The organism is Sodalis sp. CWE, from assembly GCF_019646055.1.
Taxonomy (GTDB): domain Bacteria; phylum Pseudomonadota; class Gammaproteobacteria; order Enterobacterales; family Enterobacteriaceae; genus CWE.
Map to the genome: position 1 here is coordinate 122,183 of NZ_JAESFE010000001.1, position 14,841 is coordinate 137,023.

10 protein-coding genes, 2 tRNA genes and 1 pseudogene are annotated in these 14,841 nt (G+C 34.0%); all 13 read right to left on the reverse strand.

All coding sequences use genetic code 11. The annotated features are described in order from the left end of the window. Positions 1-303 precede the first annotated feature (303 nt). Positions 304-1,401 carry a 3-dehydroquinate synthase gene (aroB, locus tag JK145_RS00510; protein WP_220665223.1) on the reverse strand — a complete coding sequence of 366 codons (1,098 nt, stop codon included), beginning with the start codon at positions 1,399-1,401 and terminating at the stop codon, positions 304-306. A 65-nt stretch (positions 1,402-1,466) separates the two neighbouring features. Beyond that, positions 1,467-1,985 (reverse strand): shikimate kinase AroK, encoded by a 519-nt coding sequence (gene aroK, locus JK145_RS00515; RefSeq protein ID WP_220664939.1) that lies wholly within the window; start codon positions 1,983-1,985, stop codon positions 1,467-1,469. Positions 1,986-2,029: 44 nt separating this feature from the next. Then, a pseudogene (locus JK145_RS00520) lies at positions 2,030-2,731 on the reverse strand (helicase-related protein); the annotation flags it as partial. Between the two features lie 54 nt (positions 2,732-2,785). Then, positions 2,786-4,609, reverse strand: a complete 1,824-nt coding sequence (locus JK145_RS00525; protein WP_220664940.1) for a DEAD/DEAH box helicase — start codon at positions 4,607-4,609, stop codon at positions 2,786-2,788. A gap of 289 nt (positions 4,610-4,898) precedes the next feature. Continuing rightward, positions 4,899-7,004: a polyribonucleotide nucleotidyltransferase gene (gene pnp, locus JK145_RS00530; RefSeq protein WP_220664941.1), complete on the reverse strand. Its 2,106-nt coding sequence runs from the start codon at positions 7,002-7,004 to the stop codon at positions 4,899-4,901. 300 nt (positions 7,005-7,304) lie between these two features. Continuing rightward, positions 7,305-7,571 carry a 30S ribosomal protein S15 gene (rpsO, locus tag JK145_RS00535; RefSeq protein WP_220664942.1) on the reverse strand — a complete coding sequence of 89 codons (267 nt, stop codon included), beginning with the start codon at positions 7,569-7,571 and terminating at the stop codon, positions 7,305-7,307. A gap of 161 nt (positions 7,572-7,732) precedes the next feature. Beyond that, a complete protein-coding gene (gene truB / locus JK145_RS00540) occupies positions 7,733-8,668 on the reverse strand; it encodes a tRNA pseudouridine(55) synthase TruB (protein ID WP_370627584.1) in 936 nt (311 codons plus the stop codon). Between the two features lie 25 nt (positions 8,669-8,693). Then, the gene (rbfA, locus tag JK145_RS00545) at positions 8,694-9,065 is read right to left on the reverse strand and encodes a 30S ribosome-binding factor RbfA (RefSeq protein WP_220664944.1); all 372 of its coding nucleotides are present in this window, start codon (positions 9,063-9,065) and stop codon (positions 8,694-8,696) included. A 69-nt stretch (positions 9,066-9,134) separates the two neighbouring features. After that, positions 9,135-11,846 carry a translation initiation factor IF-2 gene (infB, locus tag JK145_RS00550; RefSeq protein WP_220664945.1) on the reverse strand — a complete coding sequence of 904 codons (2,712 nt, stop codon included), beginning with the start codon at positions 11,844-11,846 and terminating at the stop codon, positions 9,135-9,137. Positions 11,847-11,861: 15 nt separating this feature from the next. Next, a complete protein-coding gene (gene nusA, locus JK145_RS00555) occupies positions 11,862-13,358 on the reverse strand; it encodes a transcription termination factor NusA (protein ID WP_220664946.1) in 1,497 nt (498 codons plus the stop codon). 468 nt (positions 13,359-13,826) lie between these two features. Next, positions 13,827-13,900 (reverse strand) — tRNA-Met (locus tag JK145_RS00560). Between the two features lie 83 nt (positions 13,901-13,983). Continuing rightward, positions 13,984-14,069 (reverse strand) — tRNA-Leu (locus JK145_RS00565). Between the two features lie 18 nt (positions 14,070-14,087). Then, positions 14,088-14,414, reverse strand: a complete 327-nt coding sequence (gene secG, locus JK145_RS00570; protein WP_220664947.1) for a preprotein translocase subunit SecG — start codon at positions 14,412-14,414, stop codon at positions 14,088-14,090. Positions 14,415-14,841: the final 427 nt, after the last annotated feature.

Here is a 14,841-nt window from a genome sequence, read left to right on the forward strand (position 1 = left end):
TACATCATGATATTTCAATAAATGTAAAGAAAGTTATTAATTAGTGTCCTTATCAATTCAGCAGCTATTATGAAATGATTTTTTAAATAGATTTAGATAAATATAACATTAGTTAGTTTCAAAAAACCTAAAAAGTAGTATACATTGTCGGACAATTTCTTTTCGTTACATATAGCAAGATCTTAAAAGGACAAAAGATGAAGAAAAAACAGCCCTAAACTTCTTAAATAAAAAGAAGAAACTGTCTAAGTAAAATTGCATTGAACTAAAAAAACTATTTAAAGCAGCTTAACGTATATTCAATTAATTTACTAAATTTTGACAATCTTTAATAGACGCCATTGCCACATCATTAGTTACATTAGCATATACTTTTGCACTTCCAATCTCAGTTGGTAGCACTAAATGTAATTGTCCAGATTTAACTTTTTTATCACGCATCATATATGGTAAGTAATCGTTTGGTTTCATATTTATTGGGCCACTGATTGGCAATCCAGCACGTATCAGTAATGTACTAACACGTTTAGCTTCAAAATCATTGAATTGACCAAGTCTATAAGAAGCAAAGGCGGCCATCATTATTCCAGCAGACACAGCTTCGCCGTGAAGCCAATTACCATCATAACCTGTGTGAACTTCAATGGCGTGCCCATAAGTGTGGCCAAGATTTAACAATATACGCTGACTTTTTTCGTATTCATCGTTAGTGATTACCTTACTTTTTAACTTACAACAATGACAAACACAGTAAGCCAAAGCTTTTGGTTCCAGTTTGAATATTAATTCGAGATTATTTTCAAGCCAGTAAAAAAAACTTGCATCAAAAGCAATACCATACTTAATAATTTCAGCTAAACCAGAGGAAAATTCACGTCGTGGCAATGTATCAAGACAATCCAAATCAATTATTACTGATACTGGTTGATAAAAAACTCCAATCATATTCTTTCCAAGGGAATGATTGATAGCTGTTTTTCCTCCAATCGAAGAATCGACTTGAGAAAGTAGTGTAGTAGGCGCATGAATTAAACGAACACCGCGCTTATAGCTAGCAGCTGCAAAACCAGCTAAATCTCCAATGACACCACCACCTAATGCAATTATGGTAATCTCACGACTATAAGACCTTTTTAACAAAAAGGTAAAGATGCGATCTAGCATCAATAGTGATTTATTTTGCTCTCCGTCTGGTAAAATTATACAATCAACTTTAATGCCAACTTGAACCAATCGTTTGTAAAGAGGATCTAGATATAAAGAAGTAAGACGATCGTTCGTTATCAAAATAGCACTGTCGCCACTAATTAATGGCCAAAAAGCAGTTGGATCTTTAAGTAACCCGAAGCCAATGGTGATTGGATAACTTCGTGTTCCTAATGAAACAGTAACTTTTTCTATTTGAACGTTCATTCAAACTTAATATCCCTTATAAGGTTTTAAAAATGTTCATATTTGTTTAATAACTATTTTCTAAATATAGCGACAATATGATTTGCAACGATTCTGGTACTTTGGTCATCAGTACAAATAGTTACATCTGCTATTTCTTCGTATAGAGGATTTCGTTTGCAAGCTAATTGTTCAAGAGTATTCTGTAATAGAGTCTTAGTTTTTAACAGGGGTCGTCTTTTGTCTCGTTGAGTTCGAATCAACTGTTTTTCTATGGTTGTTTTCAGATAAATAACCATGCCTCTTGCAGAAAGGCGGTTACGTGTTTCTCTTGATTCGATGGATCCGCCACCAGTAGCCAATATAATTCCTTTTTTTTCAATTAATTGACTAATAATTTTTTCTTCTCGATTGCGAAATCCGTTTTCACCTTCTACGTCGAATATCCAGCTGATATCAGCTCCAGCACGTCGCTCGATTTCTTGATCAGAATCAAAAAATTCCATATTAAGCTGTTGTGCTAACTGGCGACCTATAGTGCTTTTCCCTGCACCCATAGGTCCAATTAAAAAGATGTTACGTTTCTCTGCCATATTATTAGTTAGATTATTTATTGTGTCGAAAACTCACTTAATCTAAGATCCACATTTTTTATCTGATTTTGTACTTTAGTGGTAAACTTGGCTAAGCGACGTGCATTTAACATTTCGTTGGTTGGTAATTTAATCTCCTGAATTTTTGATTTCATGATTCGCTCAATATTGTACAACAAACGACGTTCATGATGTTCCACAAACAATAAAGCACGTCCAGGTCGTCCAGCTCGTCCTGTACGACCAATACGATGAACGTAAGATTCTGAATCTATCGGAATGTCATAGTTTATAACTAAACTAACACGATGCACATCTAACCCGCGCGATGCGACATCGGTAGCAATAAGAACATCTAAACGACCGTCTTTCAGACGACCTAGTGTCTGCTCACGAAGTGCTTGGTTCATATCACCGTTTAAGGCAGCACTATTATAACCGTTACGTTCGAGCACTTCGGATACCTTTAGAGTTGCTTCTTTTGTTCTTATAAAAATAATGGCTGCATCAAAATCCTCTATTTCTAAAAATCGCATTAACGCTTCATTTTTGTTAATTCCATGTACTATCCAATATCCCTGACTTATATCAGGACGCGTATTAGCGTTAGATGGAATGCTAATTTCACGCGGTTGATTCATAAATCGACGACTAATACGCCGAATTGGCTCCGGTATTGTGGCAGAAAATAACGCAGTTTGACGCTTTGCAGGTATTCTTGTCAAGATATCCTCGACGTCTTCGATTTGAAGTTAAATGTTAATGATAGAAAATATCAGTTTTAGTTTTAATTATACTGATTAACAACTAATCGCTCTACGTGTCCGTGCAGAAGCATAGCGATGTTTTTGCTTGTTTTGATTCAAATAATGTTGTTGACTTTTTTTTAAATCGCTCAATTGATCTTGATCGTAGTGTTTTTCATCACAAAAATTAGAATGACTGTGTCGTTTTCCATTAAATGACTTTGTCCTTCCTATTAATTTTATATTTATAGGTTTATTTAGGATTCGAGTACGAGCGAATCGAGATAGTATTTTTTCTGACATTTTTTTTGGAAGTTCTATAGTTGAGTATAAAGCAAATAATTTAATATTTCCGATATGATGACTATTGATATTTCCTTCGTTAGTAATTGTACCTACTATATGACGCACTTCAATACCATGATCGCGACCAAGCTCGATTCGATATAAATCCATGTTATTTATTCCACTGTTCTTAATGTTATGCCATTCTTCACATTTTGTTTGAACTAAACGATATGAACGAGCTTTTTTTAAATTTTTAATTATACGATCTGGAGGTAAAAGCAAAGGACGCTCTCCTTGTGCCATTTTTAGTAGCGCTGTGGCTAGCGTTTCCATATCAATTTCTTCAAATGAATTTTTCAGTTTGTTTAACAAGGATCGATATGGAGCAAGATCCACATTTTTTATCTGATTTTGTACTTTAGTGGTAAACTTGGCTAAGCGACGTGCATTTAACATTTCGTTGGTTGGTAATTTAATCTCCTGAATTTTTGATTTCATGATTCGCTCAATATTGTACAACAAACGACGTTCATGATGTTCCACAAACAATAAAGCACGTCCAGGTCGTCCAGCTCGTCCTGTACGACCAATACGATGAACGTAAGATTCTGAATCTATCGGAATGTCATAGTTTATAACTAAACTAACACGATGCACATCTAACCCGCGCGATGCGACATCGGTAGCAATAAGAACATCTAAACGACCGTCTTTCAGACGACCTAGTGTCTGCTCACGAAGTGCTTGGTTCATATCACCGTTTAAGGCAGCACTATTATAACCGTTACGTTCGAGCACTTCGGATACCTTTAGAGTTGCTTCTTTTGTTCTTATAAAAATAATGGCTGCATCAAAATCCTCTATTTCTAAAAATCGCATTAACGCTTCATTTTTGTTAATTCCATGTACTATCCAATATCCCTGACTTATATCAGGACGCGTATTAGCGTTAGATGGAATGCTAATTTCACGCGGTTGATTCATAAATCGACGACTAATACGCCGAATTGGCTCCGGTATTGTGGCAGAAAATAACGCAGTTTGACGCTTTGCAGGTATTCTTGTCAAGATATCCTCGACGTCTTCGATAAATCCCATTTGCAACATTTCATCAGCTTCGTCCAATACTAATCTATTCAAATTAGATAGATTTAATGTTTTATTCTTCAGATGAGCTAACAAACGACCTGGCGTACCTACTACGATTTGTGGTCCATAGTGTAATGCTCTTAATTGAGTACCATAATTTTGACCTCCATATAGAGTAGCTATATTAATGTTCTTTATATATTTAGAAAAGTTGGAAAAAGAATTTCCAACTTGGATTGCTAACTCGCGGGTTGGGGTCAATACTAATACTTGCGGAGCTTTTAACGAGATGTTAATATTTTGTAATAACGGCAAAGAAAAAGCTGCAGTTTTTCCACTTCCGGTTTGTGCCATTCCTAATACATCTTGACCATTTAATAAAAGTGGAATACAAGCAATTTGAATTGGTGATGGTTTTTTATAACCAAGATCAGTTAATGCGTTTAGGACAGGGCCTGTAATTCCTAGATCAGTAAAAGAAGAAAAATTTAATTCATACATCTACAAATACCTTACTTTATAACTTAATTATCCTTATTGTAAAAATCTTTGTAAGATTATAAGGAACATTTATCAGTTGAATAAAGATAAATGTTTTAATCAATGTAATCTTAATTTTAGAATAACATTTTTTATTATATCTTGCTACTGCCTATAGTAAGTTAGGTTTAAATAATAAAGTGGACGATCATTACATAAATCAGAATTCAGTAGTTAAATTTAGATGTTTAAAAAAGCAAGAACAAATCAAACTAACTCTATTAAGAATAATAGAAGAATGCTCTCTTTTTTATTTTATATGAAAAGACTTGTCAGTCTGAGCTTCTTTAATGCTTAATCGTATTCGACCACTTCGGTCAATTTCAATAACTTTCACTGGCATCTCTTGACCTAAATGTAAATAATCCGTTACTTTCTCAATGCGTTTATCAGCAATTTGAGAAATATGTACTAGTCCTTCCTTTTTGCCATCAATGGAACAAAATGCTCCAAAATCTGCTATACGAATAACCTTTCCATTATAAATACGACCCACTTCAATTTCAGCTGTGATTTCTTTAATTCGATGAATAGCTTGATAGGCTTTATCTTTGTCGGAAGAAGAAACTTTAACAGTGCCATCATCTTCAATTTCGATTGTTGTTCCTGTCTTTTCAATTAATGCACGAATTACAGAGCCTCCTTTACCGATCAAATCCTTTATCTTTTCTGGATTTATTTTTATAGTATGAATTCGTGGAGCGAACTTAGAAATAGTGCTGCGTGGTAATTTAATAGCTTTGTTCATCACATCCAAAATATGAATAAGTGCGCCTTTAGCCTGACTTAATGTAGTTTGCATAATCTCTTGAGTGATACCTTCATTTTTAATATCCATCTGCAAAGCGCTTATTCCTTCATTAGTACCGGCAACTTTGAAGTCCATATCTCCAAAATGATCCTCATCGCCTAAAATATCTGTTAATATGATGGAATTGCCCCCTTCTTGCACTAATCCCATAGAAATACCTGCAACAGCTGCTTTAATAGGAACACCTGCATCCATTAGCGCTAGTGAAGCGCCACAAACAGAGGCCATAGAAGAAGAGCCATTTGATTCAGTAATTTCAGATACTACACGTATGGTATATGGAAACTCCCTAGCGTTTGGCATTACTGGTGAAATACCACGTTTTACTAAACGTCCATGTCCGATTTCACGCCGCTTCGGTAAACCCACTATTCCAATTTCGCCAACACAGTACGGAGGGAAATTATAGTGCAATAAAAAACGATCTGTTCGTTCACCTATTAATTCATCAATACTCTGTGCGTTACGTTCAGTACCAAGTGTAACAGTAACCAATGCCTGAGTTTCACCTCGAGTAAATAATGCAGATCCATGAGTACGTGGAAGTATTCCTGTTCGAACATCTAAACTACGCACCATATCCCTTTCTCGTCCATCAATACGTAATTCGCCACGAATTAAGCGACTACGTACTATGTTTTTCTCAAGAGATCCTAAAATAGACTTAATTTTGTTTTCGCATAATGAACTATTTTTAGTAATTAAGTATGCGATCACATCGCTTTTAATATCATTAACCATAAAATGGCGTTCTTGTTTTTCAGTAACACAATAAGCTTTTTCCAAACGAGATTTAGCTAGCTCGACAATTTGTTCTTGCAAGTAAGTATTAATATTTTGCGCTTGCCAATTCCATTTTGATTTACCAAATTTTGCAACTAATTGATCGATATTATCGATAACAATTTGTTGTTGTTCATGACCATATATTATTGCACCTAGCATTTGTACTTCGTTTAGTAATTTTGCTTCAGACTCTACCATTAGAACAGAATTTCTAGTACTAGAGACGATTAAGTCGAGATGGCTTTCTGTTAGTTCAATTAAAGTTGGATTCAATACATATTGGTTGTTAATATAACCAACGCGTGCAGCACCTATAGGTCCTTTAAATGGAATACCAGACAAGCTTAACGCAGCTGACGTACCAATCATTGCTATAATGTCTGGATTGATTTGTGGATTAACAGACACAACGGTAGCAATTATTTGCACTTCATTCAAAAATCCGTCCGGAAATAATGGACGAATTGGACGATCAATTAATCGAGAAATTAACATTTCATTTTCGTTTGGACGACCTTCCCGTCGAAAAAAACCTCCTGGAAATCGACCAGCAGCATAGGTTCTTTCTTGGTAGTTGACAGTTAATGGGAAAAAATTTTGTCCTAATTTTTCTTGTTTGGAGCCAACAACAGTTACAAAAACCGTCGTATCATCCATGCTTGCCATAACTGCAGCGCTCGCTTGACGGGCCATCATATTTATTTCCAATGTAATAGTATGTTGACCATACTGAAATTTATGAACAATCGGATTTAACAAAATAATTTCCTTTTGCAATGCAAAGTGATTTCACAATAAACAGAAAAATTTGATGGAATTATAAGTTAGTTGGAATGATTTTTCTTTATTTTGTAACGATTCATTTTTTTAATATTGTGAAGCAATTGTTTAGGGTTGTAGTTCTTGCGATTTTCTTATTTTTTTTGCTGCTATAGATAGCAAAATGTTCTTAAAAAAAGATATTAAAGTATTTAAATTTAATTCGCATTAGAAATGTTTTATGACTAAATGTGACAATAAATAAAAGAAAATACAGAAGAACTTTGTTTTTTTACTTGTCTAATGACGCAAACTCAGTCGTTCAACAAGAATTTTATATCGTGCTAAATTTTTGCTTTTTAAGTAATTGAGCAGTTTACGTCTCCGTGATACCATACGCAATAAACCTCTTCGGCTATGGTGGTCTTTTTTATGTTTTATAAAGTGATCCTGAAGGTAATTGATCTGAAAAGTTAAAATAGCAATTTGTACTTCAGTAGAACCACTGTCTTTTATGTTACGCCCAAAATCAGAAATAATCTTAGTTTTTTCAATATTTAGAGACATTGTAAACCCCAAAGTGACTTCAGAGAAAATAGTTCTGAAAATTCACTATTTAACTAGTTCCAACATTTTAATTTATAATCTAGCTATCTATAAGTTCTTTTTATGATTCCACTATACTCTTATATTAATCAAAGAGAAATTACGTATCTAAATTTATGAAATTATTTATTTGTTGTTTTTATTAAACGACGTGGAGAAAGATAACCTAATGCGAAAATTTCGCCAATTCCAAAAAATCGTCTCTCGTATCCTTCTGTCAAACGTACTAACCCAATTTTCAATTTTTTTGAAACTTCTATAGTTTGTCCAAATCTAATTTTATTAGCGGTATTAGGCGGTAAGTTGACCTCTGGAATATTCATTACTGCACTATCTAACTTTAATAAAAGAGAATCCAATTGCTTTAAAGGTTTTAGTTTTTCTATCTTAACAAGAGTTTGCAAAAATCCGAGAGAAATCATATCTTTACTTAGATAATTAGCTACTCGCAATCGACGCAGCGCTACAACATGTGCACCACATCCAAGATGTTCGCCTAAATCATCAATAATAGTTCGGATGTAAGTACCTTTTGAACAATGAATTTCAAGTTCAACTTGCTTTAAATCCCAATAATGCAATTGTATATTATATATTTGTATGGACCGCGCTTTACGATTTACGGTGACACTATGCCTGGCATATTTATATAATGGTTGTCCTCGATATTTTATGGCAGAAAACATAGAGGGAATCTGAGTAATTTTACCACGAAATTGATTTAATGCATTTTCTAATTCTAATTTGCTAAATGCAGCTTGTCTGACAGCTATTACTCGTCCTTCAGAGTCAGCAGTATCTGTACGCTTGCCAAATCTAGCAGTTACTTGATAGTATTTATCAGCGTTTAGTAAAAATTGTGAAAATTTAGTTGCTTCTCCAAAGCAAATTGGAAACATTCCTGTCGCTATTGGGTCTAATGAACCAGTATGTCCAGCTTTATTAGCTCGGAATAAGCGTTTAACTTTTTGTAACAATTCATTTGAGGATAATCCGGTAGGTTTATCTACTAAGATAATGCCGTCAATATCACGGTTATGGTAACTTGATCGGCTTATCATATTTATTTTTCTGATCTCTACTCTAAAATAGGTGTTCTTTTTTTACGACTTGATCTACCAATTTAGATATTCGTATACTTTCATTCAAAGAATGATCATAAATAAATGCTAACTTAGGTACGATACGCAGATACATATTTTTACTAAGTAAACTACGAATAAATCCTGCCATACCTTGTAATGCCTTAATTGCAATTTCATTTGCATCTGGATCTCTGCTCTTTCTTAGAAAGGTAACAAAAATCTTAGCATAAGTCAGATCTCTGGATAATGTCACATCTAAAACGGTTACCATATTAATACGTGGATCCTTTATCTTCTGTTGTAAGATAACGGCAATTTTTTTTCTTATTTCTTGAGAGATTTGTTGAATTCGATTATATTTTTTAATCATTTCTTAGAATTTAAGTTACTTTATTCAAATGGAAGATCCATCATTTTAATGATGTATTTTCTTAAATTATTAAATAATAGTACGACGTATTGCAGTGTTTTCACATACTTCAATTATATCTCCAGTACGAAGATTATTACAATGCCTTATTCCAATGCCACACTCTTTACCGCTACATACTTCATTAACATCATCTTTGAATCTTCGTAGCGATTCTAGCTCACCTTCATAAATTACTTTGTGTTTTCGTAAGATGCGAATCTTATTATGCCGTTTTACTGTTCCCTCTACTACCATACATCCAACTATAGACCCAAGTCTTGGTGAGTGAAATATATTTCGAATTTCTGCTAATCCAATAATTTTTCGCCTATATTTTGGCGTTAACATACCATTTATTAACTGTTCAATTTCATCAATTAAATGATAAATTATTGAGTAAAAACGAAGATCTAAATTCTCTTTTTCAACAATTCGACGAGCAGAACTATTTGCTTGTACATTGAATCCTAAGAGGATAGCGCTGGAAGCTGCCGCTAACATTGCATCTGTTTCAGTGATATTTCCAACTCCAGATCCAATAATGTTTATCTTTATTTTTTCATTGGAAAGTTGTTTTAATGTATCGCTAATAGCCTCAACAGTACCCCGTACATCTGATTTCAAAACAATATTTAGTTCAGCATCTTCTCCATCATTCATATTGGAGAAGGCGTTCTCTAACTTCGATTTTTTCTGATGCGCTAGTTTTATTTCACGGAATTTTCCTTGGCGATACAGCGCCACTTCGCGAGCTTTTTTTTCATTACGTATTACAGTTAATATATCTCCAGCGATTGGGACACCAGATAATCCAAGAATTGCAACAGGTATTGAAGGACCAGCACAGAAAATACTATGACCTATTTCATTCCGCATTGCTCGTATGCGGCCATATTCAAAACCACATAAGACAACATCTCCCTGATTTAAAGAACCGTCACGAATTAAAACAGTGGCAACTGGACCAAGTCCTTTATCTAAAGAGGATTCAATAACTATACCATTAGCCATTCCGTTATGGACTGCTTTTAATTCAAGCACTTCTGCTTGTAACAGAATGGCCTCTAATAATTCATTGATACCTGTTCCAAATTTAGCTGAAATAAGTACAAACTGATTTTTACCACCCCATTCCTCCGGAAGAATGCCATGTTGAATTAGTTCTTTTTTTACTCGATCTGGGTTTGCTTCCATTTTATCAATTTTATTAATTGCAACTATTATAGGCACTTTAGCAGACACAGCATGTTGAATAGCCTCAATAGTTTGAGGCATAACACCATCATCAGCAGAAACTACTAAGACAATGATATCAGTTATTTGTGCACCACGAGCACGCATTGCAGTAAAAGCCATATGTCCAGGAGTATCTAGGAATGTTATCATTCCATTATTTGTTTCTACACAATATGCGCCAATGTGTTGAGTAATGCCACCCGCTTCACTAGAGGCTATTTTAGATGAACGAATATAATCTAATAATGATGTTTTTCCATGATCAACATGTCCCATAATAGTAACCACTGGCGCACGACGCTCTAAACAAGTAGAATTACCGATATCTCGATCAGACATTACTGATTCTTCTAATTCCCCTTCATGATGCAAAGTTACTTTGTGTCCCATCTCTTTTGCTATTAATTGCGCAGTTTTTTGATCAATTAACTGATTAATAGTTACCATTATTCCCAACTGCATTAGAGCTTTAATGACAAAAGAGCTTTTTATTGCCATTCTATTAGCAAGCTCTGCTACAGTAATGGTTTCCCCAATTACTATATTACGACTCATTGCTTGTATCGGTTTGCTAAATTCTTGCACTATAGTATTTGTTTTCCTTTTATTTTTTATTCCTCGATTTACAACACGAGTCTCTTCTCGATCAATTTTAGAGTTTTCAAATAGACGACTTGTTTTTTTTTGCTTCGCAGTCTTTCCATTTCGAAATCGGCTGCGTCTTTCTCCTTCTACTTTTCGGTCATTTTCATCTTCGGCTTCACGGGCGTGAAAAGAAGTCGTAATGTGATAGTCTTTGCTATCTTCCTCAATAATTTTTTCAAGTGTATTGTTCCAATGATCGTTAAACTCTTTAGCCATACGCCGAGTTTCTGCTTCAATCCGTTGAGCATTTTCCTCAACCTTTTTACGTATCTCTTCCTCAACTTTATTTCTTAATTGTGTAGTTTCAGCTTTTAGGCGAACCTTTTCAGCTGTTTTTTGTGATTTAACTATTAAAATGCTATTTTTTTGTTGGATTGATTTAGCACTTTTTTTTTGGAAAGATTTTGTTCGATCAAGATCTTTTTTCTTAATTGTTTCTGTAATTTTATTCTTGTTTTTTTCTTTATCGCTGTTTTTAATTTTATAAACTTCTTTTTCAAAAGCATCATATTGTTGCTCTTTAGGCAGCAATTCTTCTGACTTATTTTTTTCTTCTTCACATAAATTATTCTGTACATAAATACGTTTTTTTCTTATTTCGATTTGAACTGGCTTGTTTTTTCCGCCAATACCAGAAACGTTTAAAGTGCTGTGTGTTTTTCTTTGAACTTCCAGTTGTCTAATGCCAGATGTAATGTTGCGAATTTGACTTAGATACGTTTGTAGAATTTCTTTTTCATGTTGACTCACAGAGTCAATTGCGGTTTTATAAATTCCAACATCAGCAAACTGTTGTATTAAACGATCAATTGGAACATGTCTTTCAGCAGCAAGGGATTTTATGGTTATATCCTTCATTCTATTATTTTCCTACTACGTAGCTCTATTACTAAACCAGCAAATATTGCGGGCAGTCATTATAAGTTCACCAACCTCTTCACTATTTAGACCTTCGATATCTGATAAATCGCTGATAGCCTGTTCAGCTAAATCTTCAAGCGTGCAAATACCATAATCGGCTAATTTAAATGCTATTTTTTTTTCCAATCCAGGCAAATTTAGTAAGTCTGTAGATGGTGTATTTTTTGAATCGGAAAGACAGTTCTTTCGCGTCAATTCAAGTTTAGTTAATACATTTCTTGACTTTTCTTGTAGCATTTTTATTGATTTTTTTTCAATGCCTTTAATTTTTAAAAATTCATGCGTTGGTAAATAAGCCAACTCTTCAAGGGAAGAAAATCCTTCCTTTACTAAGAGAGTTGCGAATCCTTCATCGATACCTAATTTATGAATAAAAATATCAATTGCTGCACAGGTCTCGGCTTTATGTTTTTTCTGCAAATCCTCTACTGTTGTTACGTTTAATTCCCATTTGCTGAGCTGAGAAACTAACCTAACATTTTGTCCGTTTCGTCCAATAGCTTGAGCAAGACTATTGATTTCTACTGCAATATCCATTGTGTGTTTATCTTCATCTACGACGATAGATTCAACATCGGCTGGCGCCATCGCATTAATTACAAGCTGAGCAGGATTATCATCCCAAAGCACAATATCGATACGTTCACCTCCTAATTCATTTGAAACTGCCTGAACACGTGCACCACGCATACCTACGCACGCACCAATCGGATCGATACGTTTATCGTTAGTTTTTACGGCAACTTTTGCTCGTGATCCAGGATCACGAGAAGCGGCTTTAATTTCAATAATTTCCTCTCCAATTTCTGGCACTTCTATACGGAATAATTCGATTAGCATTTCCTTTCGAGATCTACTAACAAATAATTGTGCTCCACGTGCTTCTGGTCGGATAGAATATAAAACACCCCTTACTCGATCACCAGGGTGAAAATTTTCTCTGGGCAACATATCTTCTCGGCTAATAATTGCTTCAGCATTATTACCCAAGTCAAGACTGATGTTATCACGGTTCACTCTTTTTACTATACCAGTTACAATTTCACCCTCGCGATCTCGAAATTGGTTAGCCACTGCCACTCGTTCAGCTTCGCGTACCTTTTGAATAATAACCTGTTTGGCCGTTTGAGTAGAAATACGGTCAAACATTATCGATTCAATTTTTTCTTCAACATAATTACCAAGTTGTATCGTAGGATTATCAATTTGAGCTGCATCAAATGTAATTTCTTTGGTAGGTTGAACTACCTTATGAACGACTAACCAACGACGAAAGGTATTAATATGTCCTAACTTTCGATCAATATTGACACGAATTTCAATTTCTTGTTCGTATTTTTTCTTTATTGCCGCAGATAAAGCTATTTCCAGTGCTTCAAAAATCTTCTCTTGCGGAATAGCTTTCTCATTAGAGACCGCTTCCACAACAGCTAGAATCTCTCTATTCATTTTGATTGCCTCATTAAAAGAAAATCAAAAGCAGGAAACTCTGTTGCTATCTGCTGAACTTTTATTCGTTGATCTCGCAGCCTAATCATTTATTTTTTGTTAGGATAATTTCCTGCTACCACCACAGCATAACTCTACAATTTGAATCATACTTATTAATTCATAACTATGCCGATATCAATAACAACTAAATTGTATCGTTGTTATGAATATACCTGCGCAATTTATAGAAGTGCGATTGAATTTTATTTAAGTTAAGTTAGAAATTGAGACTGTTTAGTAAACAACTATATTTTATTGATTAATTTGTTTCTTTTATTCTAAAAAGTAATAAAAAACCCCGAAAAATCGGGGCGCTAAAATGGTAAATACTATGTAAATTGAAAAGCGCCTTTTGGTGCCTGTGTCAAGATAGTAAATCCAGTTAGAAATGCTTAGGCGTTTACTAAAACGCCTAAGCAAAGTTTCTTGCGGAGGTCGGATTTGAACCGACGACCTTCGGGTTATGAGCCCGACGAGCTGCCAGACTGCTCCACTCCGCGTTTAAATTAATTGTATAATACTTCAGACGAAGACAACAAATTAAGTCTTAGTGAGACACAAGAACCTAGCTTTGTATGGATCATGGTGCCGAGGACGGGATTCGAACCCGTAAGCCTGTTGAGCACTACCACCTCAAAGTAGCGTGTCTGCCAATTTCACCACCTCGGCTTTTGCCGAAAATTTATTTTATTGAGGAATATCACTTAATTTTCCACTTTTATGATGAAATTTTTTTAAATTTTCTAAATTTAAATTACTTTGCTGACATTGAATCTCTTTATGATTACTGCTTAAGTTACTTAATATTAAACTAAGAATAAAAAAAAGAGTTGCTAATACCGCTGTCATATGCGTTAAAAAGTTCCCGGATCCTTTTGTCGAACGAAAAAAACTACTATAGGCATTTTCTCCGAAAGAAGATTTTATATTAGGGTCATCGCCTTTTTGAATTATTATTAACAAAATTAAACTAGTAGCTACTATCAAAAATATAACTAATAAAATCTGATACAAAGCTTTTCCTTTTAAGTTTCCAGATAATAAAAACTGTCAAATGCTTTATTTCTAGCTATAAACCTAATGAAGAAATAATATCTCTAATATTGTTTATTTGCAAGAACAAATTTAACGATTAAGTGCTTTCAATTAATTAAAATAATTAATTTTTAATAAAAAATATTTTTTTAGCGAAAAATAATACTGATTGAATGAACTGCTTAACGTTTCAAAAATAAGCATACAAGCAAACAAAGAAGTTTTCATTCAAAATAGAACAGTCTATAAAAAAAGCGACGCCTAATCAATTGATTAAAATTGAAATTAATAACTATTTTGATAACTTTCATTTTTGCTTTAAATTAAACTAACTTAATTATTTAAATTCCTTGATTTTTAATTCAAAAAACATTGTGTATTGTTTTGATAAGTAAACTCATTATGG

What these genes read in the sequence shown, in the direction of transcription:
- JK145_RS00525 (WP_220664940.1), bottom strand. Translation starts at nt 4,609, where the DNA reads ATGTATGAATTAAATTTTTCTTCTTTTACTGATCTAGGAATTACAGGC.
- rbfA (WP_220664944.1), bottom strand. Translation starts at nt 9,065, where the DNA reads ATGATTAAAAAATATAATCGAATTCAACAAATCTCTCAAGAAATAAGA.
- nusA (WP_220664946.1), bottom strand. Translation starts at nt 13,358, where the DNA reads ATGAATAGAGAGATTCTAGCTGTTGTGGAAGCGGTCTCTAATGAGAAA.
- infB (WP_220664945.1), bottom strand. Translation starts at nt 11,846, where the DNA reads ATGAAGGATATAACCATAAAATCCCTTGCTGCTGAAAGACATGTTCCA.
- rpsO (WP_220664942.1), bottom strand. Translation starts at nt 7,571, where the DNA reads ATGTCTCTAAATATTGAAAAAACTAAGATTATTTCTGATTTTGGGCGT.
- aroK (WP_220664939.1), bottom strand. Translation starts at nt 1,985, where the DNA reads ATGGCAGAGAAACGTAACATCTTTTTAATTGGACCTATGGGTGCAGGG.